Below are 24,712 nucleotides of genomic sequence, written 5' to 3'. Positions count from 1 at the left end.
GTTTCCAAAGTAAAATCTATTTTCCTAACAAAGCTTTCACTCCAAGATAAAGAATGGCAAGACCAAAGATGATCATAGCGAGGCTGCCGACAATGGTGAAGAAGCTGGCAATACCTGAAGTAATAACTGCAGAAATAGGTACCATTGTCATGCCGTAGCCAGCAAGCATACATGCAAGATATAATAATGCCAATTGATACATTATAGATCCCTCCCTTCCATACTAACGTATGAAAAGGAAGGAATCTTGCTTGGTCTAATATCCCGAATCTTCCGAATAAAACAAAAAAGTTCTTTTGAATTATTTATTGACTCTGCTTTGCTTCCTGTACAGCTATGATTTTCAGAGCAGTTAATTCTTCCTCAGATAACCTTTCAGTTAAAAGACTGTATAGTTCATTTTGCTCTTCAGCAGTCAGTCCGCCTTTTACTTTTGAGACACTCTGCTGGATTTCATCAATCGAAAAGCTTTCTGAAATCTTCTTTACAGCCTCTTCTTTTGTCTTGATCGGCAATGATGTCTTTTGGAGATCTGCTGCTTTTAAATCATCTATACTGCTTCCAAGCAGAGCCTCTATATTTGGATCACTTGCAAGCTTCTCCAGATCATCCTCAGTGATGCTGCCGGCAACTTCTGTCATTACTTTATTTGATATCATATTCATTGAAGCAAAATAAATGAGAAAACCCAATAGAATAAGAGACCCTCCAGTGATTGTCCAAAAAATAATTTTTTTCAACTTTTTGGGCTGCTCAAGAAATGAACAGTTCCGTTCACACTCCTCCCATTTTCTTCTTCTTAAATTGTAAATGGTTATTTCCTTCTTTTGCAAATCTTTCTTATCTGCAGAACGTATGTGCTATAATGGAGGGATAGTAAACTAAGGGGCCGTTTCAATGGATAATAAGATAAAAATTTCTGTAAGATCACTTGTTGAATATGTTTATAAAAGCGGCAGCATTGAAACTGGCTTCCGTTCTGCAGTATCGCTTTCAGAAGGAACAAGAATTCATCAGAGAATTCAAAAGCTGTATGGCGAAGAAGATCAAAAAGAAGTGTATCTGCAAACAGCATTAACCGTCAATAATCTCGATTTTCAGATCGAAGGAAGATGTGACGGTCTTATCATCAAAAATGGCGAACTGATTATTGATGAAATTAAGTCTATATCTCTTCCTCTATCTGAAATTGATAAATTTGCATATCCAATTCATTGGGCTCAGGCTAAGTGCTATGCTTTCATGTATGCGAAAGACCATAATACTCCAGAAATGACAGTTCAATTAACATATGTACAAGCTAAAACAGATGAAGTGAAAAAGTTTCAGCAAACCTATTCTTTTTGTGAACTGGAAGAATTTATTTTGCATCTTCTCGAATCTTATTCTCCTTACGCAAAATTAAGGGTTCGGCATCAAAAGGAGTTAATAAGAAGTCTTCAAGAGCTGACTTTTCCTTTTCCAGCTTACCGAAATGGCCAGAAGAAGTTTGCAGGAGCGGTATACAAAACTATTGCCGAAGGGAAAAGCCTATTTGCAAACGCACCTACTGGAATAGGGAAAACAATCTCTACCCTTTTTCCGGCATTAAAAGCCATTGGGGAAGGACATATTCAGAGGATCATCTATACCACGGCCAAAACCATTACCCGTCAGGCTGCAGAAGGGGCCATTAGCCTGATGAGGGATAATGGATTGAATCTTAAATCAGTCACAATCACGGCCAAGGACAAAATTTGCTTTAAGGAAGAAACCCATTGTCAAAAAGACAGCTGTGAGTTTGCCAATGGGTATTACGACAGGATTAATAATGCATTACTTGACCTCCTGACAAATGAGAACTTGATAACCAGAACGACAATTGAAAAATATGCGATGAAGCATAAAGTCTGCCCCTTTGAGTTTTCATTGGATGCTGCATATGCAGCTGACACCATTATTGGTGATTATAATTATATTTTCGATCCAAAGGTCTCGCTTAAACGATTGCTGGAAGAGGAGAAAAAGAAAACGTCGCTTCTGATCGATGAAGCACATAACCTTGCGGACCGCGGAAGGGAAATGTATTCAAGCACGCTTGAGAAATCAGCCTTTCTCCAATTGAGCAGAAGCTTTAAGGGTAAGGATGAAGGGATTCAAAAAAGTGCAAAACAGGTTAATGGAATTTTTATTGCCTTAAAAAAGAAATGTGGTGAAAATCAGGAAATCGCAGAAAAAGATCCCCCTGAAGAACTTTTTGAAGTTCTTGAGGAATTTGTTCAAAATGCCGAAGAATATCTGGGGCAAAACAGAAACAATACAGATGAAGAATTATTGGAAGTATTCTTTGCTGCCCAGAACTTCATCAGAATAGGAAAACTATATGACGAAAGGTTTGTAACGTATATTCAAAAACAGAGAAATGACCTGATCATCAAGCTGTTTTGCCTGGATCCATCTAATCTTCTGTACAAGGCCAGAAAAGGATATAAGTCAGCTATCTTTTTTTCAGCTACCTTAATGCCTCTTAATTATTATTTGGACATGCTTGGCTTTCAAGAAGAAGATTTTATTTTATCTGTTCCTTCCCCTTTCTCAAAAGATCAGGCTAAGGTGTACATACAGCCGCTTTCCACAAGATATCGCGACCGGGAAGGATCGATCGGACCGATCGTCAGCACTATTAAGGACATGTTAAAGGAACAAAAGGGGAATTACTTGATTTTCTTTCCATCCTATCAATATATGGAGAATGTCTATCAACGGTTACTCGATGAGGAGCTGCCGGTACATACAATCATTCAAAAGACTGGAATGGATGAAGGGGAAAGGGAGGCGTTTCTCGATGAGTTTAAGTCAAATCCTTCTGGAACCCTGTTGGGGTTCGCTGTCATGGGCGGAATTTTTTCAGAGGGAATTGATTTGCAGGGAGATAGGCTGAACGGTGTATTCGTGGTGGGTGTAGGGCTTCCCAAGCTAGGATTTGAACGCAACATTATGAAAGCTTATTTTCATCAGCAAGGAAAAAACGGCTATGATTATGCCTATACTTATCCTGGAATGAACAAGGTTCTGCAGGCAGGGGGCAGATTGATCCGTTCTGAAGACGATACAGGAACGATTGTTTTAATGGATGACAGGTATGTGCAGGCAAAGTATCAGGCCCTGCTGCCAGAGGAATGGAAGGATTTTAAAGTATTAAGAAGGTAAAAACATCCTGCTCAAAGAGCAGGATGTAAGATTATTATTTAGTGATGACAGGACCTTTCGGGGCCTGCATTTTTCCGAGCGCTCTTTCGAAAACCGGGTAAAAGAATTGTACAACAAGTCCAAGTGTCAATGTTACCACGATTGTGCCTACTCCGATTGCCCCTCTGAATAAAAAGGCAAGCAGCAAAGCAAAGCTTTCGCTGATGATCCTTGAATTTCTTAAATTTAATCCGAATCTTGTGTGAATAGCTACCATTAATGTATCCATAGGACTTGCCGGAAATTTAGCCTGAAGATAGATGGCAACTCCCATTCCCATCGAAAGGATTCCAAGGAGCAATATGATTGATTGCCCTGCCAGTGTCTGCGGCGAAAGGTCACCAAAAATAATGAGAAGCCAAAAGTCAATCAGTGCGCCAATAATCAATATGGAAATGGCTGCAAGGACTTCGGGCTTTCTTTTCATTAGAAAGGCATTTATAAAAATGAGCACGATTCCATTTATAAAAACAAAGGTGCCAACTGTTAAGTTAAACATTTGCGATTCACCAACAGCCAGGGCATCCCATGCAGAAGCTCCGAGGTTTGACCTGATAATCAGGGCTACACCCATTGTCAGGATCAGCATCCCAATAACAAAAAATAATAGACGTTCTTTCATGAAGACTCTCCAATCCAACTTGTTTAATTTTAGCTTGACCCTTTTGAACATCAATACTCCTTCAGCATTGAAATTATGAAAGGGAAATTCATTTTACCATTAAAATATATTGGGTAACAGGTTATTTTATTAAAAATTGTTGGTTTTTGCAGGAAAAAGGCGAAAGATATAAAGGAGATATCCATTTTCATTGATTTGAAATTGTGCTATATTATTTTACATTCGTTCAACATTTATTAATGCTGTATCTACAATTTTTACATAATAAAAACTTAGCCGCTGCTAAGTTTTTCGCATGTTTACAATTTAAGAGGTGAAATCACACTAATGAGAAAGTTATTCAAATCGCCTGACAAATTGGCTAAAAGCAGCCTTGCTGTATTTTTTCTGACTGTTATCCTTTTTTGGCTAAAAACGTATGTAGCCTATCGCATTGAATTTAATTTAGGGATTAATAATGACATACAGCGATTTCTTCTGTTTTTGAATCCGTTAAGTTCTACACTGGTATTCCTGGGATTTGCTTTGTTATTTAAAGGGAAATGGCAATCCGGCATGCTAATTGGCTTGAATTTATTCTTATCCTTCCTGCTTTATGCAAATGTTGTTTATTATCGATTCTTTAACGATTTTATTACAGTTCCTGTTCTCATGCAGGCAAAAGTAAATGGGGGGCAGCTGGGAGACAGCGCACTGTCGTTAATGTCTCCTTGGGATATTTTTTATTTTACAGACACACTGCTGCTTCTTTTCCTAGCAGTAAGGAAGTGGTACAATCCTGGAAAGAAAATTAGTCGTAAACCAGCCTTGGCTGTTATGGCTGCAGGGATCATTGTATTCTTCATCAATCTTGAAATGGCCGAGAATGACCGCCCTGAACTGCTTACACGTTCCTTCGACCGAAATTATTTGGTGAAATACCTTGGAGCATACAATTTCACGATTTATGATATTGTGCAAAATGCGAAGTCTGCAAGCCAGAGAGCTCTTGCGGATACTAACGATGTGATTGAAGTGGAGAACTATGTTAAAGCAAAATATGCACATCCAAACCCTGATTACTTCGGAAAAGCCAAGGGCATGAATGTTATTTATGTGTCCATGGAATCACTTCAGACTTTTATTATAGACTACAAGCTGAATGGAAAAGAAGTTACCCCTTTCCTGAACTCACTGGCACATAGCGGCAAGACATTTTATTTTGATAATATAGTCAACCAAACCGGACAGGGAAAGACTTCCGATGCTGAGTTCATCATGGATACTTCATTATATCCCATGTCACAGGGAGCCGTTTATGTAACAAAAGCTCAAAATACATTCCATGGCACACCTGCTATTTTAAAACCGCATGGTTATACTTCAGCAACTTTCCATGGAAACTACAAAACATTCTGGAACCGTAACGAAATGTATAAAACCATGGGCTATGATAAATTTTTTGATGCCGAGTATTACGATATGAACGATGAAAACACGAAAAACTATGGATTAAAAGATAAGCCGTTTTTTAAGGAATCCATGCCAATGCTGACCAGTCTTCCGCAGCCATTTTATACAAAATTCATTACTCTTTCTAACCACTTCCCTTTTAAGATGGACGAGTGGGATACTGATTTTTCTGCTGGCGAAACAGATAATGATGTGGTAAATCACTACTTCCAGTCGGCGAATTATATGGACCAGGCACTTAAGCAGTTTTTTAACGATTTAAAGGATTCTGGACTGTATGATCATACAGTAGTTGTCCTGTATGGAGATCATTACGGAATTTCTGAAAACCATAATGAGGCAATGGCAGAGGTGATCGGAAAAGAAATTACTCCGTTCGAATATGCCAAGCTCCAAAGAGTGCCAGTATTCATACATGTACCTGGAGTAGATGGCGGCATTGTCCATAATGTCGGCGGACAGGTAGATGTGCGTCCGACTTTACTTCACCTGCTGGGCATTGATACGAAAAACCACCTTGAAATGGGATCAGATCTGTTATCGACAAAACACCGTGAAGTTGTCCCTTTCCGAAACGGCAACTTTATTTCACCGGAATATACCCAAATTGAAGAAACCTGCTATTATACGGAATCCGGCGAAATAGCTGAGGCTAATGCATGTAAGTCACTTTCCGATCAGGCGAAAAAAGAGCTGGAAATGTCGGACAACATTGTTTACAAGGACCTGCTGCGCTTTTATAAGCCGGAAGGATTTGTTCCAGTCAACCGAAATGATTACTCATATGTAAAGAAAGAGCTGCCATTTAAGGAGGAAAGAAATGGGCCGGGTATACAAAAGTAAGATTCAAGAGCGGAGAGTTAACTCTCCGCTCTTTCTTTAACCATTAAATATATGCAGAAAGTATGGAGTTTACTGAGATAATGCAAGGGTAAAATAGCTTTGAAAAGATTTAAAGAAAGGGTGATAAGGATGTACAACCAATCTTATGAAGAATGCATCCAGGCTTGTTTAGAGTGCATGAAGGCCTGTAATGTATGCTATGAGGCATGCTTGGGAGAAGAGGATGTTAAAATGATGGCAGAATGTATTCGCCTGGACAGGGAGTGTGCTGATATTTGTGCCTTTGCAGCTAAGGCAATGCAGTCTGACAGCCCCTTTGCCAAGCAAATTTGCAATCTATGTGCAGATATATGTGATGCGTGCGGAAATGAGTGCAAAAAACACGATCACGATCATTGCCAGCACTGTGCAGAAGCATGCTTTAAGTGTGCAGAAGAATGCCGTAAAATGGCTGCTTAAATTAGCAGACAAAACAGACATCCAGCAGGGTGTCTGTTTTCAATCCAGTTTATTTGCAATATTTGGTTTTTAAGACTTTACATATTTTCCCTCTGCAAGGGCAGTATTAATTTAGACTTTTGCATACCTGTTTCATAATTTCTGCACAATTTATTGCCATACTAACTTCATGAAGAAAAGGAGGAATTGAATATGTTATCGAGGAAAAAATTCGCCATTTGGTTTGTTTCTCTGGCTGCAGCGTTAACTTTAACTGCATGCGGCGGAAATGCCGGGGAAACTGGACAGGAAGGTGCCAGCAAGGAAGAAAGCACAACTAATAATGAAAGCAGCGGCCATTCAGGAGACCATTCAGGCATGGACCATTCCGGCTCCGGAGAAGTTCCTGAAGGAATAAAGGAAGCTGAAAACCCTAAATATGAAGTTGGAAGCAAGGCCTTTATTACAGAAGGACATATGGAGGGAATGGAGGGAGCGGAAGCAACCATTACAGGTGCGTATAATACATCCGTATATACCGTCTCTTATACACCAACCACTGGCGGAAAAAAAGTTGAAAATCATAAATGGGTAGTTCATGAGGAGATTGCTGATGCAGGTGAGGAACCATTTAAAGAAGGCGACGAGGTAACACTAAACGCAAGCCACATGAAGGGGATGGAAGGAGCAACTGCCGTAATCGATTCTGTGCAGGAGACAACTGTCTATATGGTTGACTTTACTACAGCTGACGGGCAGGAAGTAAAAAATCACATGTGGGTAACAGAAAACGAGCTATCTCCTGCTGAATAATATAGAAAGTTAAAGAGCTTATCTGCCGAAGATAAGCTCTTAACTTAATTTATAATTTTTATATAAATAGTAAACTAAAAAGAAGAATGAAGCTAATAGAAAAATGGCTATTTGCAGCTCTCTTTCAAATTTTAGTACATGTGAAACCGCAAAGGCTTCCATGAACAATGCAGGTATTTTCCCCATCGTGCTGGCAATGCCGAAGGGCAGAAGCTTCATTTTGCTGTATGCTGCTGCCAGTGTGACTGCACCTGATGGGACAAAAGGCAAGACCCTCAGCAAAACAACCATGAAAAACGCAGCTGGACCTTCCGCACTCTGGAGCTTTGAGAAAAATTTGTTATTCTTTAGCTGAGGAAAAGAGGAGGTATGCTTGCTGATCCCTTTGCGATAAAGTATAAAACTTATAATTGCTCCGGCTGCTTCTCCGATGATCAAAAGAACCAGCCCCATTTTTAAATCAAAAACGGCAACTGTTCCAGCAGTAATAAAGGCACTTGGGAGGAATCCCGTTACCGCTGCAGCAATGTTCATGAATATGCTAAATAAAGCCGCCAATATCGGTTCATCTGAAAGTGATTCAATGATATCAGAAAACATCTATTAATCCTTTCCGGCCCATTTATAGCCTAAACCCCAGACAGTCGTCAGATATTCATCTGCAGGAAACCCGGCTTTCCTTAATTTTTCACGTAAATTTCTTACATGCGAATCAATGGTGCGATCTTCAATTGACACCCCATAACCCCAAACAGAGCCTATTAAATGCTCACGTGAGAAAACTCTGTTCAAGTTTGAAAGGAAAAGGCTTAACATTGAAAACTCTTTTGGAGTTAAAAGAATTTCCTTATTTTTATAGGAAAGCTCAAAAGAATCTTCTTTAAGTTCCAGCCCTTTAAAGGTTTTGGTTTTTCCATCTTTTTTGCTTCTTCTCAAAACCGCTTCAATCCTTGCAGATAATTCCTCTTCATCGAACGGCTTCAGAATATAATCGTCTGCTCCAATGTTCAATCCTTTTACAATGTCCGGCTTTTCGCTTTTGGCAGTAAGCATGATGATAGGAATATCCCAATATTTTTTAATTTCCTTGCATACACTCCATCCATCCATTTCAGGCATCATGACATCTAAAAGGACCAAATCTGCAGAATGGGTTTCCAAGTAAAGCAAGGCATCTGAACCTGAAGCAAATTTAATGCAATTGTAGCCGCGGGGTGATAAGTATAAAGAAATTAGATCAAGCATTCTAGTTTCATCGTCGACCAAAAGTATTGTTTTCATCATTCCGTTTCTCCCTTTAAAACAATTTCAAATTCTGTTCCGTCACCTTCTCTGCTTGAGACAGATATAGTCCCTCCATGGGCATGGACAAGCTCTTTAACAATGGCTAGTCCAAGACCTGTACCTCCAAGAGCTCTTGCACGTGATTTATCCACTCGGTAAAAACGATTAAAGATAAAGGGCAGTTCCTCTTCAGAGATTCCTCTTCCGGAATCCTTTATTCTGATGATGACATGTTTTTTGGTCCTGCTTACCTCTACTGTTGTTTTATCTCCAGCTGAGGAATATTTAATCGCGTTATCCAGAAGATTAAATATGATTTGCTCCAGCCTTGATCCATCCGCAGAAAGGATGATTGATTCACGGCAGCTGACAGATAGCTGCATGCCTTTTTCAGCGAAAGCCGGAGAAAATTTTGTTTCAATTTTTTTCGTGAATTCCTTCAGGTCTATTGGTTTTTTTATAATATCAAAAGTATTTTTATCGATCTTAGCCAAATCGAAAAGATTTTTAACCATATCTGAAAGCCGGTTGGTTTCCTCCAGGATAATCGATAAATACTGATTTCTTTCTTCCGGGCTCAGGTTCCGCTTCTGAACTATATCCGCATATCCTTTTATATAAGTAAGAGGGGTGCGAAGCTCGTGCGATATGCTGGATAAAAATTCACTGCGTTCTTCTCTGAGATAATTCAGGTCGCCCGCCAATAACTGGATGGACCGTGCTAAATCCCCAAGTTCATCGTCACCGGTTTTAGGAAGGGAAACTGAAAAATCACCGCTGCTTATTTGTGAGGTGGCTTCCTTCATTTTAATCAGCGGTTTCGCCAGGGCATTTGATAAAAAGATGATGATCGTAATGGTAAAAATGATGGCAATGATACCGGCGATTAAAAATTGTTCATTTAAGCGAGAGATTAACGATTCAATCCAGACTGTATCCTGAAACATATATACATAGCCAATCAGCACTCCATCCTGTTCGATCGGGCTGACAGTTGAAATATAATCTTCTTCTTTCCAATTATCCCCGATGGTTTTGCCCTCCCTTTCAGAAGATGTAATCGGCTTTTCTATGTACCTTTGAATCAAACTGCTATCAACAGAAGCACCAAGGATCTCCTTGGTTGAATTTGTAATAACTACATCTGTAGTGGCTTCAGATTCCATCAGAGCTACATGGGAAATCGTATTTTCATCAAAATGCTTTTCGAGTATAGCACGGTGTGAATTGCCGCGTGTCTGCAGGGCTATGAGCTCTTCTTCCACACGGGACTCGACAAGGGTGCTATGTAAAAAGAAGAACATAGTTGTTTCAAGCCCGAAAAGGATCAGAAGGAAAAGCAGGCCGAGCTTCATAGAAAGTTTTTTCAAGGAACTCACTCATTTCAAATCAATTACTTCTATTATAGTCGAAATGTTTGAAGAAACGATGCAGAAGAGGTATATGTTTTAATAGGACTGTAGAAGGTAAAATAAAATAATGATTAATACTAACGAAAAATATTTACAGTCATACAGGAGGTTTTTTAAATGAGCGAATGTAAATTGGATCATACTCCGGAAGATGTTCAAAAAAAATATGAACAGCAGAGAGAGTTCCTCCCGGAAGATATGAACCCGCTGTTTGAGTCATTTTTCAGGCAGGACCATACACAGGATCTTTTAAATGAGGTCTTCCATCTGCTGAAAAAATTTGATCTTGCTTCTGATGAAGAACGAACAGAGCGTGTCAGCAGGCTTTACCTTGTACTAAAGAATGTATAATATTGAATTGCCGCTTCTGATATTTGCGGCAATTTTTTTATGTTATAAAATTAGGAGTTTTGTAATTAGAAAATCGATAACTGTCTAGCTCCAGCGCCTACTCCCTTGAGGTCACAAGCTTGGCTTGTTGCGGCTCCTAGGGACTCGAGACATAAGCCTATCCCTTCCAGAAGGAAAGAACTCCTTCTTGCAGGGCTCGTCTTATGCCTTTCGTTTCTGAGCAGTCGCCGCCACATTTCGGTTTGTCTTGTTGCGGCTCCTAGGGACTCGGGGTCATTAGCCGTTTCCTTTCAGAAGGAAAAACACCTTCTTACAGGAACCACCTTATGCCTGTCGTCCCTGGGCAGTCGCCTCCAGATTTCTGACAATCCTCCCAAAAAGGCAAAGAACGCCTTTTCGAGAGGCTCGTCTTGTGCTTGAGGCCCGCTTGATGCGGGTCATGCAGACGTTGCCACAGGACAAGGAAAGCTACGGCAGCGATACATCGCACGACCGAAAGCGGTAGCTTTTAGGAGGACGTGGCGTTCTTAGTCTGCGTTCCTTTGTGAGCAAGGTGCTTCGGCTTTGCTAACTTACAATATTTTTGTAGCTATTAAAATTTTATTTTAACTGTATTGTTTTTATGTTATGATGAAATTGTAGAGAAATATAGAGTAGTATAATATTGAAAGCGATTTCATTAAAGGAAGTGACAAAGTTGAGGGAATGCCATAGACCTGTTTTTGATTTGGCGATCCGGACTGCAGATATGCTTGTGCGAATGTTTGGTTCCCGCTGTGAAGTGGCCGTGCACGATTTCAGCGACTTAAAAAAATCGCTTATCCATATAGCAGGAGATATAACAGAAAGAAAAATCGGCTCACCCATTACCGACCTTGTATTGAATGAACTAGCAAAAAATAAAAACGAAGTAAATGATATAGCGAATTATAAAACACAGTCCAAAAAAGGAAATGTCATGAAATCATCTACGATTTTTCTCAGGGATGATGAAAATAAAGTAATTGGCGCATTATGCCTAAATTATGATATTAGTCTGCTTATGCAATTCGCAGGAGAAATTGAAGAATTTATCAGCTTTGATGAACATTCCTCTAAATCGGAAACCTTTTTTAATTCCGTGCAGGATGTTATTCATGAGATGGTAGATCAGGTTCTTCAGGGATTTAAGAAGGCACCTTCATTGATGACGCTCGAAGAAAAAGTTGAATGTGTACGCCAGCTTGAAGATAAAGGGACATTCCTCATTAAAGGGGCAACTGATTATGTTGCATCGGTTCTGGGGGTTTCGAAATTTACCATCTATAATTACCTTCAAAAAATCAGAACGATTAATGAGCTCCAGCCGGAAGCAGCCCTGGAGCATAAATAGATGAGACTTTAAAATAGCTGCTGTTATCATTACAGCTATATCAATTTAAGACCTTAAAAGTAAAGGGGCATACAAAATGAAATACAGATCAGCATTTGATATTATCGGCCCGGTTATGATCGGACCTTCTAGCTCTCATACAGCAGGAGCTGCACGCATTGGACGTGTTGCCCGGACTCTTTTTGGAAAACAGCCGTCCAAAGCAGAGATTTCCTTATATGGTTCTTTTGCAAAAACCTATAAAGGGCATGGCACGGATGTTGCGATTGTTGGAGGGATCCTTGACTTTGATACCTTTGACGAGCGAATCCCTTCAGCACTTCAATTAGCTGAAGAAGCGGGGATTGAAGTTATTTTTACAGTTGAAGATACCGTTACAGACCATCCTAATACGGTAAGAGTCAAGCTTACTGAAGGTGATCGCGACATTGAACTTGTAGGAATATCCATCGGCGGCGGAACAATTGAAATAACTGAACTGAATTCCTTTGAACTTAAATTATCCGGTGAACATCCTGCCATTTTAGTTGTTCATAACGACCAGTTTGGAGTTATATCTGCTGTAACGAATATTTTATCCAAGCACCAGATCAACATCGGCCATATGGAAGTTTCACGCAAGGAAAAAGGAAAAATGGCCATCATGGTCATTGAAGTGGATCAGAAGATCTGCCAGGATGTGATGACGGAGCTTGAAGGGCTTCCGAATATAACGCAAATTATCAGAATGGTTGACTAATAGTTAGCTGGTCATCAGGAGGGAAAGTTTAATGTTATTTAGAAATGTTGCTGAGCTTGTAGAGCTCGCTGAAAATAAAGGTGTAAAAATAGCTGAAATCATGATTCAGCAGGAGATAGAAGTAACGGGATTAACACGTGAGGAAATTATTGCTAAAATGGACCGCAACCTGACTGTCATGGAACAGGCAGTTGAGAGGGGACTGAAAGGGGTAACATCTGTTACAGGACTCACAGGCGGCGATGCAGTTCTTCTGCAAAAGTACATTCAGAGCGGAAAGGCTTTATCAGGAAATATTTTATTGGATGCTGTCAGCAAAGCAGTCGCAACCAATGAAGTGAATGCAGCTATGGGCATAATCTGTGCCACACCAACTGCAGGTTCAGCTGGCGTGGTGCCGGGTACATTGTTCGCTGTAAAAGAAGTCCTCAATCCTACGCGAATGGAAATGATTGAATTCCTGTTTACTTCTGCAGCATTCGGCTTTGTCGTGGCAAACAATGCTTCTATCTCAGGTGCTGCTGGAGGATGTCAGGCTGAGGTGGGGTCTGCAAGCGGCATGGCGGCAGCTTCCATTGTAGAAATGGCAGGCGGGACACCAAAGCAGGCCGCCGAAGCGATGGCAATAACACTTAAGAATATGCTGGGCCTTGTATGTGACCCAGTTGCCGGACTAGTAGAAGTTCCATGTGTAAAGCGGAATGCCATGGGTGCATCTAATGCAATGACAGCTGCGGATATGGCACTTGCCGGCATTACGAGCAGAATTCCATGTGATGAAGTCATTAACGCTATGTTCCTTATCGGGCAATCAATGCCTTCAGCACTAAGGGAAACAGCTGAGGGAGGACTCGCGGCAACCCCAACCGGCAGAAGACTGCAGGAAGAGATTTTTGGTAAAAAGCAGTAATTTTATTTAGTGGCTTATAAACACCAATTCATTAGTGAATTGGTGTTTAAATTTGGAAGAAAAAAAGGTATGCTTATTTAGGTAAACTTTATAAAGGGGAGAGAATTAAGAGTTTGAAAGTTATAAGAGGGACTATTATTACTATTGTTATTGTGTTTATGCTGTTAATGAGTATAGCCGCACCTGTGGCATTTATCGGGTTAGCTGTCTTTTTAATTGGTTTATATTTAAATAACCAGCACCGTAAATATAAAATTAATTTTAAGAAATCGGGCTGGATTATGGCAGCTGGCTTCATTTTATCCATATTTTTAGCAACTGCAAATTCTGATGCAACCGAAACTGTGAATGAGCCTGAGAAGGAACAAATCCAACCAGAAGAGAATGAAGCATATAAAAAAGCTGAAGAAGAAAAGCTTGCCCAAGAGAAGGCTGAAGAAGAGGAAGCAAAAAAGCAAGCTGAGGATCAAGCACGGATAGAAGCAGAACAGGAAGAAAAACAGAAGCAGGAAGAGGCTGAAAAGCAAAAACAGGAACAGGAACAAAGTCAGGCTGCAGAGAGCTTGGGCCTTGAATTAGTTACCGTTGGCAGAGTAGTAGACGGTGACACGATCGAAACGTCTGACGGGAGAAAAGTCCGCCTGATTGGAGTAAACACTCCCGAATCAACAACAAAAGTAGAGGAATATGGAAAAGAGGCAAGCCAATTTACCACATCTGAGCTGACTGGCAAGAAAATTTGGATGCAAAAGGATGTTTCAGACACAGATCGGTATGGCCGCCTGCTGAGAATTGTTTGGCTTGACATTCCGGCGGATGATATGGACGAAGATGAAATACGTGAAAAAATGTTCAATGCCCATTTGGTACTGAAGGGTTATGCTGAACCCTCCACCTACAATCCGGATGTAAAATATAGTGAATACCTCAGAAAATTCGGCAGGGAAGCAAGAGAAGCCAACAAAGGGTTATGGGCCCTGGGAGATGAAGGAACGACTAAGGGGGACCTGGATTCTGCAGCTGTGAGCGGTTCGTCAAGTAATTCCGGTAAAAGCGGGTCGAATGACAGCAGCGGTACAGCCGGCAATTCAACTTCTCCAGAAAGAGGTTCAGAGTCCTACAAAAACTGTACGGAGTTAAGAAAGGTATATCCAAATGGTGTGCCATCCACACATCCTGCATATGATTCAAAGCATGATCGAGATAAGGATAATTATGCTTGCGAACGATAAGAAAAGGGCTGGCTCCAGATATAGAGCCAGCCCTTTTCAATCGGCTGCAATGTTCAAAAATTAAAAATTAAAAACACTGGCGCCTGCCCAGTGCTCTATGAGGTTCTTTTATGGTGGCCATTCAATTTAATAAGAGAACCTCTTTTAATCCAATAATGAAAGTTTTCTGCAGGAAAAACTCCGCGTCCATTTGATCTGTCCATCTGAATGACAACGCTGTTCTGGGTCACCTCCAGAATTTTAAGTGTTTGGGAGCGGTTAAGATTTGGCATGAAGGTACTTGTGATTTCAAATTGCATATCTTTATCCAGGTTCAATGGTGGCACCTCCTGATTGTTTTATTAAAATTAATATCCCCATACAAAGTTTTTCTATCCAGTTATTGGCCGGTATATTTTTCGTCAATATTCTAAGAACTTATAAGATAAATTAAACTTTTGAATATTTGCAATTAACGTTATAATTCAACTTAGTACATGATTTTTCATAAGAAGGTGAAGTATGTGAGAGAAAAGATTAAAGTTGGATTGATAGGGATGGGTGCCGTTGGGGAAAAAATACTCCGTCAATTTCGGCAGCATGAGAAGTTGGAGATTGCAGCACTTTGTGATCGAAATGCTAAGCGACTAGATAAATTTAAGGCTGAGCTGCCGGATGCTGCAATGCATACCAATTATCTGGATTTGCTTCAGGATGAAACCATCAAGCTGATCTATTTAGGTGTTCCGCCAAAATTTCATCATACAATAGCAATGGATATTATAAAGAGCGGCAAGCATCTTCTTTGTGAGAAACCTCTGGCTAATTCTATTGAAGAGGCAAAGGAAATGTATGAATCGGCTGAGAATGCCGGGATCATCCACGCAATGAATTTTCCCATGGCATATAGTCCAGCTTTTAAATTATTCAGGGATAAGATACATAATGGTAAGCTGGGTAAGATTAAGAAAGTCGAACTGCACATGCAGTTTAAGCAATGGCCGCGTGAGTGGCAGCAGAACGATTGGATTTCCAGCAGGGAACAGGGAGGATTTATCAGGGAGGTAGCACCCCACTTTATTCACATGATTCACGATATCTTCGGAGAATTGGAAGATGTCCATTCTTTTGTAGAATACCCTGAGGATGAACGTGAATGTGAAACAAGCTTTTCAGCATTATTAACGCTGCCAGGCGGCATTCCGGTTCTGTTTAACGGAATTGCAGGAATCGGGCAGCAAGAACATCTGTCTTTTAAAGTGTTTGGTGATAAAGGAACTTTAGATATGCAGAACTGGAGTATCTTAGTTCAAACTATGACTGAAAACAGCGGAGAAATTATAAGGCCTGCTGAGCCGGAAACCAGTCTTCCTGCAGAACTCCTCAAAGCAATAAGCGGAGATAAAGCGTTATTGGTATCCTTTAAAGAAGGGCATCAGGTGCAAAAGGTATTAGAAAGAATCCTATTGAGCTGATACGAGGCACGTTTGTGTCTCTTTTTTCATCTATACTCCTCAGTTATCTCATACAGCTTCTTATGAAACAATGCTCGAAAAAGTCCCGTGTTTTAATGTATAATAATCTGGTAGGAGTTCTTCGGATTACAGAGGAACCTATTAGTCAATAAAAATTTCATAGATCCAAAGTTGAAAGAGAGTGGGACATATGGGCCGTAAATGGAACAATATTAAAGAAAAGAAAGCATCAAAAGACGCAAATACGAGCCGTGTATATTCCAAGTTTGCACTTGAAATATATGTGGTTGCAAAGCAAGGTGAGCCTGATCCGGAAGCAAACCAGGCTTTAAAATTTGTGCTTGAACGTGCAAAAACATATAACGTGCCAAGAAATATTATTGATCGTGCAATTGAGAAAGCAAAAGGCGGAGCGGAAGAAAACTATGATGAGCTTCGCTACGAAGGATTCGGGCCTAGCGGATCTATGATTATTGTTGATGCATTAACGAATAACGTAAATCGCACAGCTTCTAATGTACGTGCTGCATTCGGAAAAAATGGCGGGAATATGGGTGTGAGCGGATCTGTTTCCTATATGTTCGACTCAACCGCTGTAATCGGCATTGAAGGCAAATCAGAGGAAGAAGTACTGGAAATTCTGATGGAAGCAGACGTAGATGCACGTGATATCCTGGAAGAAGAAGATACAGTAATTGTTTATGCAGAACCCGATCAGTTTCATGCAGTTCAGGAAGCATTCAAGTCAGCAGGCATCAATGAGTTTGCTGTTGCTGAATTAACAATGCTCCCGCAAAATGAAGTTAACCTTGAAGCTGATGCACAGGCACAATTTGAAAAGCTGATTGACGCCCTTGAAGACCTGGAAGATGTCCAGCGTGTATATCATAATGTAGATTTAGGTGAATAATGGAAAGAGGAGTCCGCATAATTGCTGGACTCCGTTTTTATTGAAAGCGAATTTATTATAATAATATTATGTAAACAAAAATGTAAAATTCCATTATTACATCAAATAACTGAAGTTAGCATTGTCGGGAAAAGTCGATTTCTATTAAAAATAGTGTTGGTCAGTGCAGTTTTATAGTGATATCAATTGATATATGTCGAATAGCGCAAAGATAGCATATGCTATCTTCTTGCCTGATACAAAGTATGACATTAACTTCCCGTCGGAAGTTTTTAATTTAAGTTATTGGAAAATAACTGAAATAAAAATTTCTGTGTTTTAATCACTGCAGTGACGGGAAGAAAAAGAGGGAAAGGAGAGTTTTGCACATATGAATACGTTTAAGGTCATTTATACTTTTGAAAAAGGTGTCACCGTAACAGAAGAGATTGAGGCAGAAAATAAATCCGAGGTAATCGGGAGCATTAAAGATCTGGAAGGGTATGTAGAACTGACATGTACTGAAGGTCACTATCACCGATTTGATTTCGCCGATGTAAAGTTAGTCACTATCACAGAATAAAAGGAAGGCCTGAATCGGCCTCCCTCTAAGCCCGTATGATTAGCGGGCTTCTTTACTTTCTTACGAGATCTCCAATCAGAATATATCTCTGTGGTGCATCTCCAATAAAATTAAATGGGTAACAGGTGGTTACAGTCAGAGTTGCTCTAGGTTTAGGTACAATAACTGTTCTGTCGTCTGCATCGACAATCCTGATTTTACGCACCTTATAGGTAAATTCCCCGGCAGAAGTCCTTACGACAAGCAGGTCGCCTGTCTTCACTTCGCCAAGTTTACGAAAGACGGTATCCCGGTGGCCGGACAGGACAGAATTGTCTTCTTCTCCAGGAAGGACGCTGCCTGCATAATGGCCAACGCCTTTTTCCAGTTCATCTTCATCTGTGCCATGAAAGATTGGCAAATCCGCTGATATCTTCGGTATTGACAGGACGCCCATTTCTTCGCCCATTTTAGGACGGACATTGTAAAGGTTATGAGTCTCCGTTTTTTGTGCGGCCTTCACTTCTGTTTTTACATTGCTGCTCGGGGGAGCTATATGGGCTGAAGTCTTTTGATCATTCAAATATGGCATAAGATTTGAAGCGGCAAGCCAAACCCCACCCAAAATAAAAGCCAGACCAATAACTCCTTTTAACGTGAGTTTTCTTTTCACGCCTCTTTCACTTTCCGTCTGAGTAAAATGGCAATCCCAATTAGGAGAAGTCCAATGCCTGCTAATACTCCTTCAAAATAGTTTCCTGCTGTGTTTGGCAGTTTTCCGCCTTTCACAGTTTTTACATGCTTTGAAACCTGTTTCACTTTATCAGGATCTTGTTTTTTAATTACCGTTTCGGCCTGATTCAAATCGGTCACTGTGTCCTCTATTAGCTCCGAACTGAACATGTCAGATGTAATAATCATGTCTGCCAGGAACTGGCCTTGTGTATTATAAAGCTCTATAAGCAGGTCATAGCCATTTGTATCTTCTAAAGCAACCATTTCAGCTGTTGTTAAATGGATTTTATCACCATTTTTGACAAGGTAAAACTCGGCATCAAGCTGGAACAGATTCATCATTTCCTGCATAATGCTGATAAGTTCAGCAATTTCTGTTTCTGTTAAGTCGTCGGCACTGTCAAATTCGCCAAATGCCATTAACCGGCTTTCAAGGTTCATCATTTTATCGAGCAATTCCGGATTCTCGAAATCCAAGGTCATAAAATGTCCAAATAATGCTTCGAGTTCTTCATCCGTAAGATCTATATCTCCAAGTATTTGAGTCATTTCGTCTTCACCGGGCAATTCATCTCCGCCCAAATAAATGGAAACCATAATATCAAGATCTTCAATGTAATCGTAGTTTTCAAGTGAATCATCGTTCTCCTCAAGCAGAGAAAGGAGCTCCTCTTTTGTCAGTCCGTAATCATTTAATAGCTGCTGAAGGGTTTCGTCGTTAATTTCAGTGCCTGTATAGGTTAAAAATGAAACAGTTGAATCCAATGCATCAAAATATCTAAAAACATCCCGAACATCATCAGTCGGTTCCATTTCTCCATTCTCCACCAGCAGTGCCGTTAATTCTTCCTCATTTTCAAAACCATAGTCAGCCAGCAGCTGCTGAAGGTTTTCTTCAGTAATAGGCTCACCAAGATATTCAATCATTTCTTCGATGGTCTCGAAATCTTCGATATTCATATCCCAAAAATATTCCAGATGGTCGTTTAATTCTATTTCAGACCAATTTGTTTCCTTCAGGAATTCATTCACTTCATCATCGCTTGGAGCTGCCAGGCTGACAGCCGGAAACAGGTTCAACATAAGGAGCGATGCAATAACAATAATTAGTCTTTTCAATGGTGGTTCCTCCAAATAAGATAATTAATTCTAGAATAATATAATGGAAAAAATATTTTTCGGATAGAATTGTTATTTGGAATTTTATTAGCTATAATATTTGGTTTTTTTGCAGCAGAAAGGGACGGAGGAAATACTTATTTATCAAGGGGTTTAATCATTGGAGGCTTAGAATCCATGTCAAAACTGGGCATATAATTCCTTATTACACCATTTCTTCCTGCAATTAAATAAAGTTTATAAACACATCCCTGAGAAGTAATAAATGACAAAACAGGGATTGATAAACTTGTTCAAAATGTGTAATATTACACTAATAGAACCATACGAATATTATCCTATCTAAAAGAGGTGGATCCCTTGAACCCACAAACAGAAAAATATCATCACGACATATTTCATGTTGAACTCACTAAATTGAAAGAGAAGGACTATATTTCATCAGAACATTATGAAATGACTCTGAAAGCCCACCATCAGTACTATCAGGACCTTGAAGAAATGAAAAGAGAGCAAATAAAGGCTGCAAAAGCTGCAGAAGAAATCAGCAAAAAGCCCATTCAGCCTGCAAATAATACAGTGAAAAAGAAGTTATCTCAGGAAGAAATCCGTGAAAGGAATATTTCCTGGCTGCTGAATATTGGAGTCATCCTCCTCCTTATCGGCGGACTTTTTGTGGCAACAAGCAACTGGGCAACAATGTCAAATTTTATGAAAAGTGCATCCATTGCAGTAGTTTCACTTCTTTTCTATGGATTTGCGCTTATTTCCGGAAAGGTGTTGAAAATTGAAAGGACATCGTTTGCTTTCATTGTTCTCGGGAGTTTATTTTTGCCAATATTTATTTTGTCTATCGGCTGGTTTGAATTGCTTGGTCCGTATCTTTCCTATTATGGGGAAGGACGCTATTTACTCGGAGCGGCTGGCAGTTTATTGATCTTTCCAGTATACAGTATATTTGCACAGAAACTGGGTTCACGACTTTTTGTCTGGTTTGCTTATATTGCCCTGTCTGCATGTGCTGGTTATACTCTGGCAGTATTCAATCTTGAAAATGACAGTTTTTATTTTGGATTGATGCTTTTTAATGCTCTTCTATCTGCAGCCTTTCATCGTATGAAAAAGCATGAGTTCCTTAAATTATTTACTAGAGAAATGGTTTACTTCACTCAAATCAATTTAGTGATCTCTGCTTTATTGATGCTTATCTTTTTCAATAGCCATGTTTTTTACAGTGTGAATATCCTGCTGACAGCAGCCGTTTATTTATCAATGGTGTATGTAACAGGCAGGAAGGAGTTCCATTTCGTCTTCAGCTTACTGATTGTCTATGGTGCCTATCAGCTGATTGAGAATACGATGTTAAATTCAGCTGGCCCAGTTTTCTTTGCGCTTGTCGGAATTGGTTTTTTGTTTGTTCCTTTGGTTATGGATAAGCAATACTACTGGGAGAAGATTTTCAGACTGACCAGTGCAGCCGTTTCCCTGCTAGCTTTTCTCTATATCTCAGTTGAAGGAATTCTTTTAATGGACGGCGAACCCTCTGCATCACTTCTGCTGGCTTATACAATACTCGCGGTGCAATTTATATATTTGGCAAATGTTATGGCAAACGGGCTATTTGCTTACCTGGCACCTGTATTTTTAGCTGCTGCCCTATTCGAAGCAGTTCTTATGCTGGATAAAGCCGTCCCCTTCAACAATCTGGCTTTACCTGTTTTCTTCATTGGCTTTGTGCTTTTTATCAGTTTTGGTTATCTGCTTAAATATCCGATCTTAAAAGTCGTGGAATCAAGCTCACAGGATGTGGCTGTCAGTATTATGCTGTTTTCGGTTGTGATTGCTGCTGGACTTCTTGATTGGCTTGCTGCAGGCACCATGCTATTAATCTTCAGCTTTGTCCTGTACCTCATGAATAAGGCTGAAAATCGGTTTTGTTATAGGGAAGCGATTCCCTGGGCTATTCCATTGTCAATCGGGTTTGCCTTTATGTTTTATGGTGAACATTTGCGAAGTTATTCTAGCTTTTATCAGAATGAGCTGGGTATGGCCATGAATACCGTAATGGCAAGTATGGCCCTATTTATCCTTTATGGCGTTCTTTCTAAGAAAGGGCGCGAAACTCAAGCCAAAAATGTGTTTGTAATTTCGCTGGGATTTTATACAATCTCACTGTTTACAGCCGCTGCTTTGACGATCAATGAAGTCTGGATGAGACCCGCAGTATTTTTAGTCGGCGTTATAATGTATCTTGCCCTGTATCGCCACCATAAGCAAAGCTGGATTCCGTTTGTGTCAGCGTCGGTTTCACTTTTTGCTTATTTTATGATCTTGATTGGTCTGCCATTTAATTTTACATTTTTCAATTGGGTCCAATTTCCATTAGGGGCATGGATTCTGCTTGGTGCGGCTTTCTATATTTCTAAAAAAGACACTGTCCTGGCAAGAGGGTTCAGCTGGATTGGCCATATTTACATGCCTTTTGCCATGATCCTGACCTTTTTCATTTATAGAGAAAACAGTATCTGGCCCTTCATGATCACCTTGGCAGTCTATTGGATCAGTTTCAGGGTTTCTGAAAAAGAGTGGAAAGTAAAGATATTCCTCTACAGCTCATTTATAACTTTGTTTATGGTGATCTTGACGGGTATGGAGCATATTTGGGAGGACAGCTTTAGTGAGTATGCCATATTAGCAGTCAGCTGTGCCGTATTCTTATTCTGGATGACTGGTAAAACTCAGGATAAACAGAGGAGTGTTTACTTTTTTATACCCTGGTCTGTGATTGGGATATTGGCTTTTCTGGCGTCATATCCCTTTGGAGTTCTCCCGTTTATTTTTTCTATTATCTATACAGCAGGTTTAATCTTATATATGCATAGAACCAGGCTTGATTTGTTAGGTGCTATTCCATTATTTTTACTGTATGCAGCAGTACTTAAATTCCTATTCATTAACGGTATAGATCCAGACATGAAAATTGTGATTTCGGCAGGCTTCGGCCTGGCTGCGGTTTTCGTCGGCAAAATGGTATATGCAAAAATTTTCATGGACAAAAAAGCGGATGGCTACACAATTATTTCCCTGCTATTTTTGCTTACCGCTTATCTTTTTCCGGCGGTTTCCCTATGGGCGGAAGTTCTGCCAGGACTCCTGATGAGTGCATTTTTATTTTTACAGCGGGGCAGAGTGGCATCTCAATACTTTAGGCTGCCTGGATTGCTGGCAGGAGCAGCATTACTGGAGCCATATTATAGTGTATTAAGGAATATTGAAATACCGGATCTTTTTATAAGAGAGGCATATGTTCTCCCTTGGATTATCCTGATTATTTTTGTCAGAAAAGTTCTGAAGGGGCAGTACGCAAAGCTGACCGGTAAAATACAGTGGGCCGTTCTTATAGCAGTATCCCTGCTGCTTGTACAGGATGGCATTGCAAGTAATACGATTTATGATGCACTTATAGTCGGTACGCTCTCTCTGATTTCAATGCTGGCAGGCACTTGGTGGAGGATAAAATGTTATTTCTTTGTAGGTTCCGGGGTTCTGCTCCTGAATGTACTGCTTCAGACCAGACCTTATTGGGGGAACCTCCCTTGGTGGGCGTACCTTTTAATCGCAGGATCTATTCTCATTTCTGCAGCAAGCTATAATGAATGGCAGAAACAAAAAACAGCAAGAGGTGAAGATCCATTAATTTCTAAATGGAAAAATAACATAGTGAATAAGTTAAAAGAGTGGTCCTAAGAAATTTTACCTAGCCCTTCATTATATGGGCTAGGTCTTTTTATTAACTTTAGAATAAATAAGTAAATTTTCAGAAAATAAGTTGACTTTTTCCTGTTTACACGGTATCTTTGTGTTAAATATATAACACTTATTTTATCTAACGATATTTAAACGTTATATTAAATTATTATCCTAATATTCTAGGAGGTCATGTCTTGATTCTGCATGATATTGAAACGGAAAGCCGCGATATTATGGAGGAATTGCAGCTGTACCGGCTCAGGCAGACAATGGAGAGAGTATATAACCATGTGCCTTTTTATCGGAAAAAGTTTTTGGAATGTAATATTGCACCTCAAGACGTTACCAGCCTGGAAGATATTCAAAAGCTGCCCTTTACTGTTAAAGCAGATTTGCGGGAACATTACCCATTCGGGCTTTTTGCTGTGGATAAAAAAGAAATTGTGCGTCTGCACGCTTCTTCGGGAACGAGCGGAAAGCCTACTGTAGTGGGCTACACCCGGAATGACATTGAAATGTGGAGTAATCTGATAGCAAGGGCAATCTCCATAGGAGGAGGCGAACCCGGTCAGACATTGCATAATGCATACGGATACGGTCTGTTCACCGGCGGATTGGGACTCCATTATGGCAGCGAACAGCTTGGCCTGGCAACCGTACCTGTTTCTGGAGGAAATACCGAGAGACAAATAATGCTTATACAGGACTTTAAGCCGGAAGTTATTTGCGGAACTCCTTCATATGTCCTCAATTTAGCGGAGAAGATGGAGGAGCAGGGAATCGACCCGGCAAGTACATCATTAAACTTTGGGATATTTGGTGCTGAGCCCTGGTCTGAAGAAATGCGGAGAGCGCTCGAAGCTAAGCTTGGAATTAAAGCATGCGATATTTATGGGCTGAGTGAAGTTATGGGACCGGGTATAGCCATGGAATGCCATGAAGCTCAGGATGGGCTGCATATTGCAGAAGATCATTTCTATGCGGAGGTGATTGATCCGATAAAAATGACACCGCTTTCAAACGGAGAAGAAGGTGAGCTTGTTTTTACCAGTTTAACGAAGGAAGCTTTTCCTGTGATCCGCTATCGTACTGGTGACATTGCCTCCCTTTCTAAAGAGAAATGTGCGTGCGGGAGAACCACGATCCGCATGAGCCGTGTGAAAGGACGCATTGACGATATGCTCAATGTTAATGGTGTAAACGTCTTTCCGTCCGAAATTGAACGGTGTATTCTTCAGGTGCCTGAACTTGCTCCTCATTATCAGATCCACGTGCATAAAAAGGGCAGCTTAAAAGTTTTAGAGCTTCATGCTGAATGGAGCGAAGAGTTTTATAGTGATATGGGGGAAGCGGAATTCTTAAAAAAGAAGATTCAGGAAGCATTGAAACAAAACTGCTATATTACCATCAGACTTGTTCTCCATCCGCCTAAAACGCTGCCAAGATCGGAAGGGAAAGCTGTCAGGATTATTAGTCCGGCAGTGGTAAATGCAGTAACCTGAATGAA

The 24,712-nt window shown here is 40.2% G+C and carries 23 protein-coding genes; 14 read left to right on the top strand and 9 right to left on the bottom strand.

Translation table 11 applies throughout. The features are described from left to right. Positions 1–16: 16 nt before the first annotated feature. Positions 17–202 (bottom strand): hypothetical protein, encoded by a 186-nt coding sequence (locus NYE23_RS10335; RefSeq protein ID WP_341077623.1) that lies wholly within the window; start codon positions 200–202, stop codon positions 17–19. 103 nt (positions 203–305) lie between these two features. Next, on the bottom strand, positions 306–740 hold the full coding sequence (locus NYE23_RS10330) for a hypothetical protein (protein ID WP_341077620.1): 435 nt from the start codon (positions 738–740) through the stop codon (positions 306–308). A 157-nt stretch (positions 741–897) separates the two neighbouring features. Here NYE23_RS10330 and NYE23_RS10325 point away from each other — a divergent pair, with 157 nt between their 5' ends. Then, positions 898–3,189, top strand: a complete 2,292-nt coding sequence (locus NYE23_RS10325) for an ATP-dependent DNA helicase (protein ID WP_341077619.1) — start codon at positions 898–900, stop codon at positions 3,187–3,189. A 34-nt stretch (positions 3,190–3,223) separates the two neighbouring features. On the opposite strand, the gene NYE23_RS10320 is transcribed toward NYE23_RS10325, so the two are convergent. Then, positions 3,224–3,901, bottom strand: coding sequence for a YczE/YyaS/YitT family protein (locus NYE23_RS10320; RefSeq protein WP_341077617.1), 678 nt, complete (start codon positions 3,899–3,901; stop codon positions 3,224–3,226). A gap of 276 nt (positions 3,902–4,177) precedes the next feature. Here NYE23_RS10320 and NYE23_RS10315 point away from each other — a divergent pair, with 276 nt between their 5' ends. From NYE23_RS10315 to NYE23_RS10305, 3 genes are all read left to right on the top strand, one after another. Beyond that, positions 4,178–6,145: an LTA synthase family protein gene (locus NYE23_RS10315; RefSeq protein WP_341077614.1), complete on the top strand. Its 1,968-nt coding sequence runs from the start codon at positions 4,178–4,180 to the stop codon at positions 6,143–6,145. A gap of 129 nt (positions 6,146–6,274) precedes the next feature. Further along, positions 6,275–6,604: a four-helix bundle copper-binding protein gene (locus tag NYE23_RS10310; protein WP_341077611.1), complete on the top strand. Its 330-nt coding sequence runs from the start codon at positions 6,275–6,277 to the stop codon at positions 6,602–6,604. 192 nt (positions 6,605–6,796) lie between these two features. Further along, complete coding sequence (locus NYE23_RS10305) at positions 6,797–7,396, top strand: YdhK family protein (RefSeq protein ID WP_341077608.1); 600 nt, start codon at positions 6,797–6,799, stop codon at positions 7,394–7,396. 39 nt (positions 7,397–7,435) lie between these two features. On the opposite strand, the gene NYE23_RS10300 is transcribed toward NYE23_RS10305, so the two are convergent. Genes NYE23_RS10300 through NYE23_RS10290 form a run of 3 tightly spaced genes read right to left on the bottom strand, consistent with a single transcriptional unit; the run spans position 7,436 to position 10,059 of the window. Further along, positions 7,436–7,996: a TVP38/TMEM64 family protein gene (locus NYE23_RS10300; RefSeq protein WP_341077606.1), complete on the bottom strand. Its 561-nt coding sequence runs from the start codon at positions 7,994–7,996 to the stop codon at positions 7,436–7,438. A 3-nt stretch (positions 7,997–7,999) separates the two neighbouring features. Continuing rightward, positions 8,000–8,677: a response regulator transcription factor gene (locus tag NYE23_RS10295; protein WP_341080690.1), complete on the bottom strand. Its 678-nt coding sequence runs from the start codon at positions 8,675–8,677 to the stop codon at positions 8,000–8,002. Continuing rightward, positions 8,677–10,059 (bottom strand): HAMP domain-containing sensor histidine kinase, encoded by a 1,383-nt coding sequence (locus NYE23_RS10290; RefSeq protein WP_341077603.1) that lies wholly within the window; start codon positions 10,057–10,059, stop codon positions 8,677–8,679. The genes NYE23_RS10295 and NYE23_RS10290 overlap by 1 nt, the downstream gene beginning before the upstream one ends. A 150-nt stretch (positions 10,060–10,209) precedes the next feature. Here NYE23_RS10290 and NYE23_RS10285 point away from each other — a divergent pair, with 150 nt between their 5' ends. The 5 genes from NYE23_RS10285 (at position 10,210) to NYE23_RS10265 (ending at position 14,696) form a co-directional block, all read left to right on the top strand. Next, entirely contained in the window at positions 10,210–10,443 is a 234-nt protein-coding gene (locus tag NYE23_RS10285) for a hypothetical protein (protein ID WP_341077602.1), read from the top strand. Between the two features lie 688 nt (positions 10,444–11,131). Next, positions 11,132–11,815, top strand: a complete 684-nt coding sequence (locus NYE23_RS10280; RefSeq protein ID WP_341080687.1) for a helix-turn-helix transcriptional regulator — start codon at positions 11,132–11,134, stop codon at positions 11,813–11,815. A gap of 76 nt (positions 11,816–11,891) precedes the next feature. Beyond that, the gene (gene sdaAB / locus NYE23_RS10275; protein WP_341077601.1) at positions 11,892–12,554 is read left to right on the top strand and encodes an L-serine ammonia-lyase, iron-sulfur-dependent subunit beta; all 663 of its coding nucleotides are present in this window, start codon (positions 11,892–11,894) and stop codon (positions 12,552–12,554) included. Positions 12,555–12,585: 31 nt separating this feature from the next. Beyond that, on the top strand, positions 12,586–13,464 hold the full coding sequence (sdaAA, locus tag NYE23_RS10270) for an L-serine ammonia-lyase, iron-sulfur-dependent, subunit alpha (protein WP_341077600.1): 879 nt from the start codon (positions 12,586–12,588) through the stop codon (positions 13,462–13,464). 113 nt (positions 13,465–13,577) lie between these two features. Then, positions 13,578–14,696, top strand: a complete 1,119-nt coding sequence (locus tag NYE23_RS10265; protein WP_341077598.1) for a thermonuclease family protein — start codon at positions 13,578–13,580, stop codon at positions 14,694–14,696. A 95-nt stretch (positions 14,697–14,791) separates the two neighbouring features. Here the strand turns inward: NYE23_RS10265 and NYE23_RS10260 are convergent, their stop codons facing one another. Next, positions 14,792–15,022 carry a hypothetical protein gene (locus tag NYE23_RS10260; RefSeq protein ID WP_286147686.1) on the bottom strand — a complete coding sequence of 77 codons (231 nt, stop codon included), beginning with the start codon at positions 15,020–15,022 and terminating at the stop codon, positions 14,792–14,794. Positions 15,023–15,199: 177 nt separating this feature from the next. Between NYE23_RS10260 and NYE23_RS10255 the strand changes: the two genes are divergently transcribed. From NYE23_RS10255 to NYE23_RS10245, 3 genes are all read left to right on the top strand, one after another. Next, on the top strand, positions 15,200–16,150 hold the full coding sequence (locus NYE23_RS10255) for a Gfo/Idh/MocA family protein (protein ID WP_341077595.1): 951 nt from the start codon (positions 15,200–15,202) through the stop codon (positions 16,148–16,150). Between the two features lie 190 nt (positions 16,151–16,340). Then, positions 16,341–17,060, top strand: coding sequence for a YebC/PmpR family DNA-binding transcriptional regulator (locus NYE23_RS10250; protein WP_341077593.1), 720 nt, complete (start codon positions 16,341–16,343; stop codon positions 17,058–17,060). Positions 17,061–17,430: 370 nt separating this feature from the next. Then, positions 17,431–17,622 carry a hypothetical protein gene (locus tag NYE23_RS10245; protein ID WP_035332513.1) on the top strand — a complete coding sequence of 64 codons (192 nt, stop codon included), beginning with the start codon at positions 17,431–17,433 and terminating at the stop codon, positions 17,620–17,622. Positions 17,623–17,674: 52 nt separating this feature from the next. Here NYE23_RS10245 and NYE23_RS10240 read toward each other — a convergent pair whose 3' ends face one another. Continuing rightward, positions 17,675–18,274 carry a class D sortase gene (locus NYE23_RS10240; RefSeq protein WP_341077592.1) on the bottom strand — a complete coding sequence of 200 codons (600 nt, stop codon included), beginning with the start codon at positions 18,272–18,274 and terminating at the stop codon, positions 17,675–17,677. After that, the gene (locus NYE23_RS10235; RefSeq protein ID WP_341077591.1) at positions 18,271–19,455 is read right to left on the bottom strand and encodes a processed acidic surface protein; all 1,185 of its coding nucleotides are present in this window, start codon (positions 19,453–19,455) and stop codon (positions 18,271–18,273) included. Before NYE23_RS10235 ends, NYE23_RS10240 begins: the two co-directional genes overlap by 4 nt. Positions 19,456–19,815: 360 nt before the next feature. Between NYE23_RS10235 and NYE23_RS10230 the strand changes: the two genes are divergently transcribed. Next, positions 19,816–23,202 (top strand): hypothetical protein, encoded by a 3,387-nt coding sequence (locus NYE23_RS10230; RefSeq protein WP_341077590.1) that lies wholly within the window; start codon positions 19,816–19,818, stop codon positions 23,200–23,202. Positions 23,203–23,399: 197 nt separating this feature from the next. Further along, positions 23,400–24,707, top strand: a complete 1,308-nt coding sequence (locus NYE23_RS10225; RefSeq protein ID WP_341077589.1) for a phenylacetate--CoA ligase family protein — start codon at positions 23,400–23,402, stop codon at positions 24,705–24,707. Positions 24,708–24,712 lie beyond the last annotated feature (5 nt).

This window comes from Cytobacillus sp. FSL H8-0458 (genome assembly GCF_038002165.1).
In the GTDB taxonomy this organism is placed as follows: Bacteria; Bacillota; Bacilli; order Bacillales; family Cytobacillaceae; genus Cytobacillus.
Note: the sequence above shows the minus strand (reverse complement) of the source record. Positions and strands in the feature narration are given on the sequence as shown.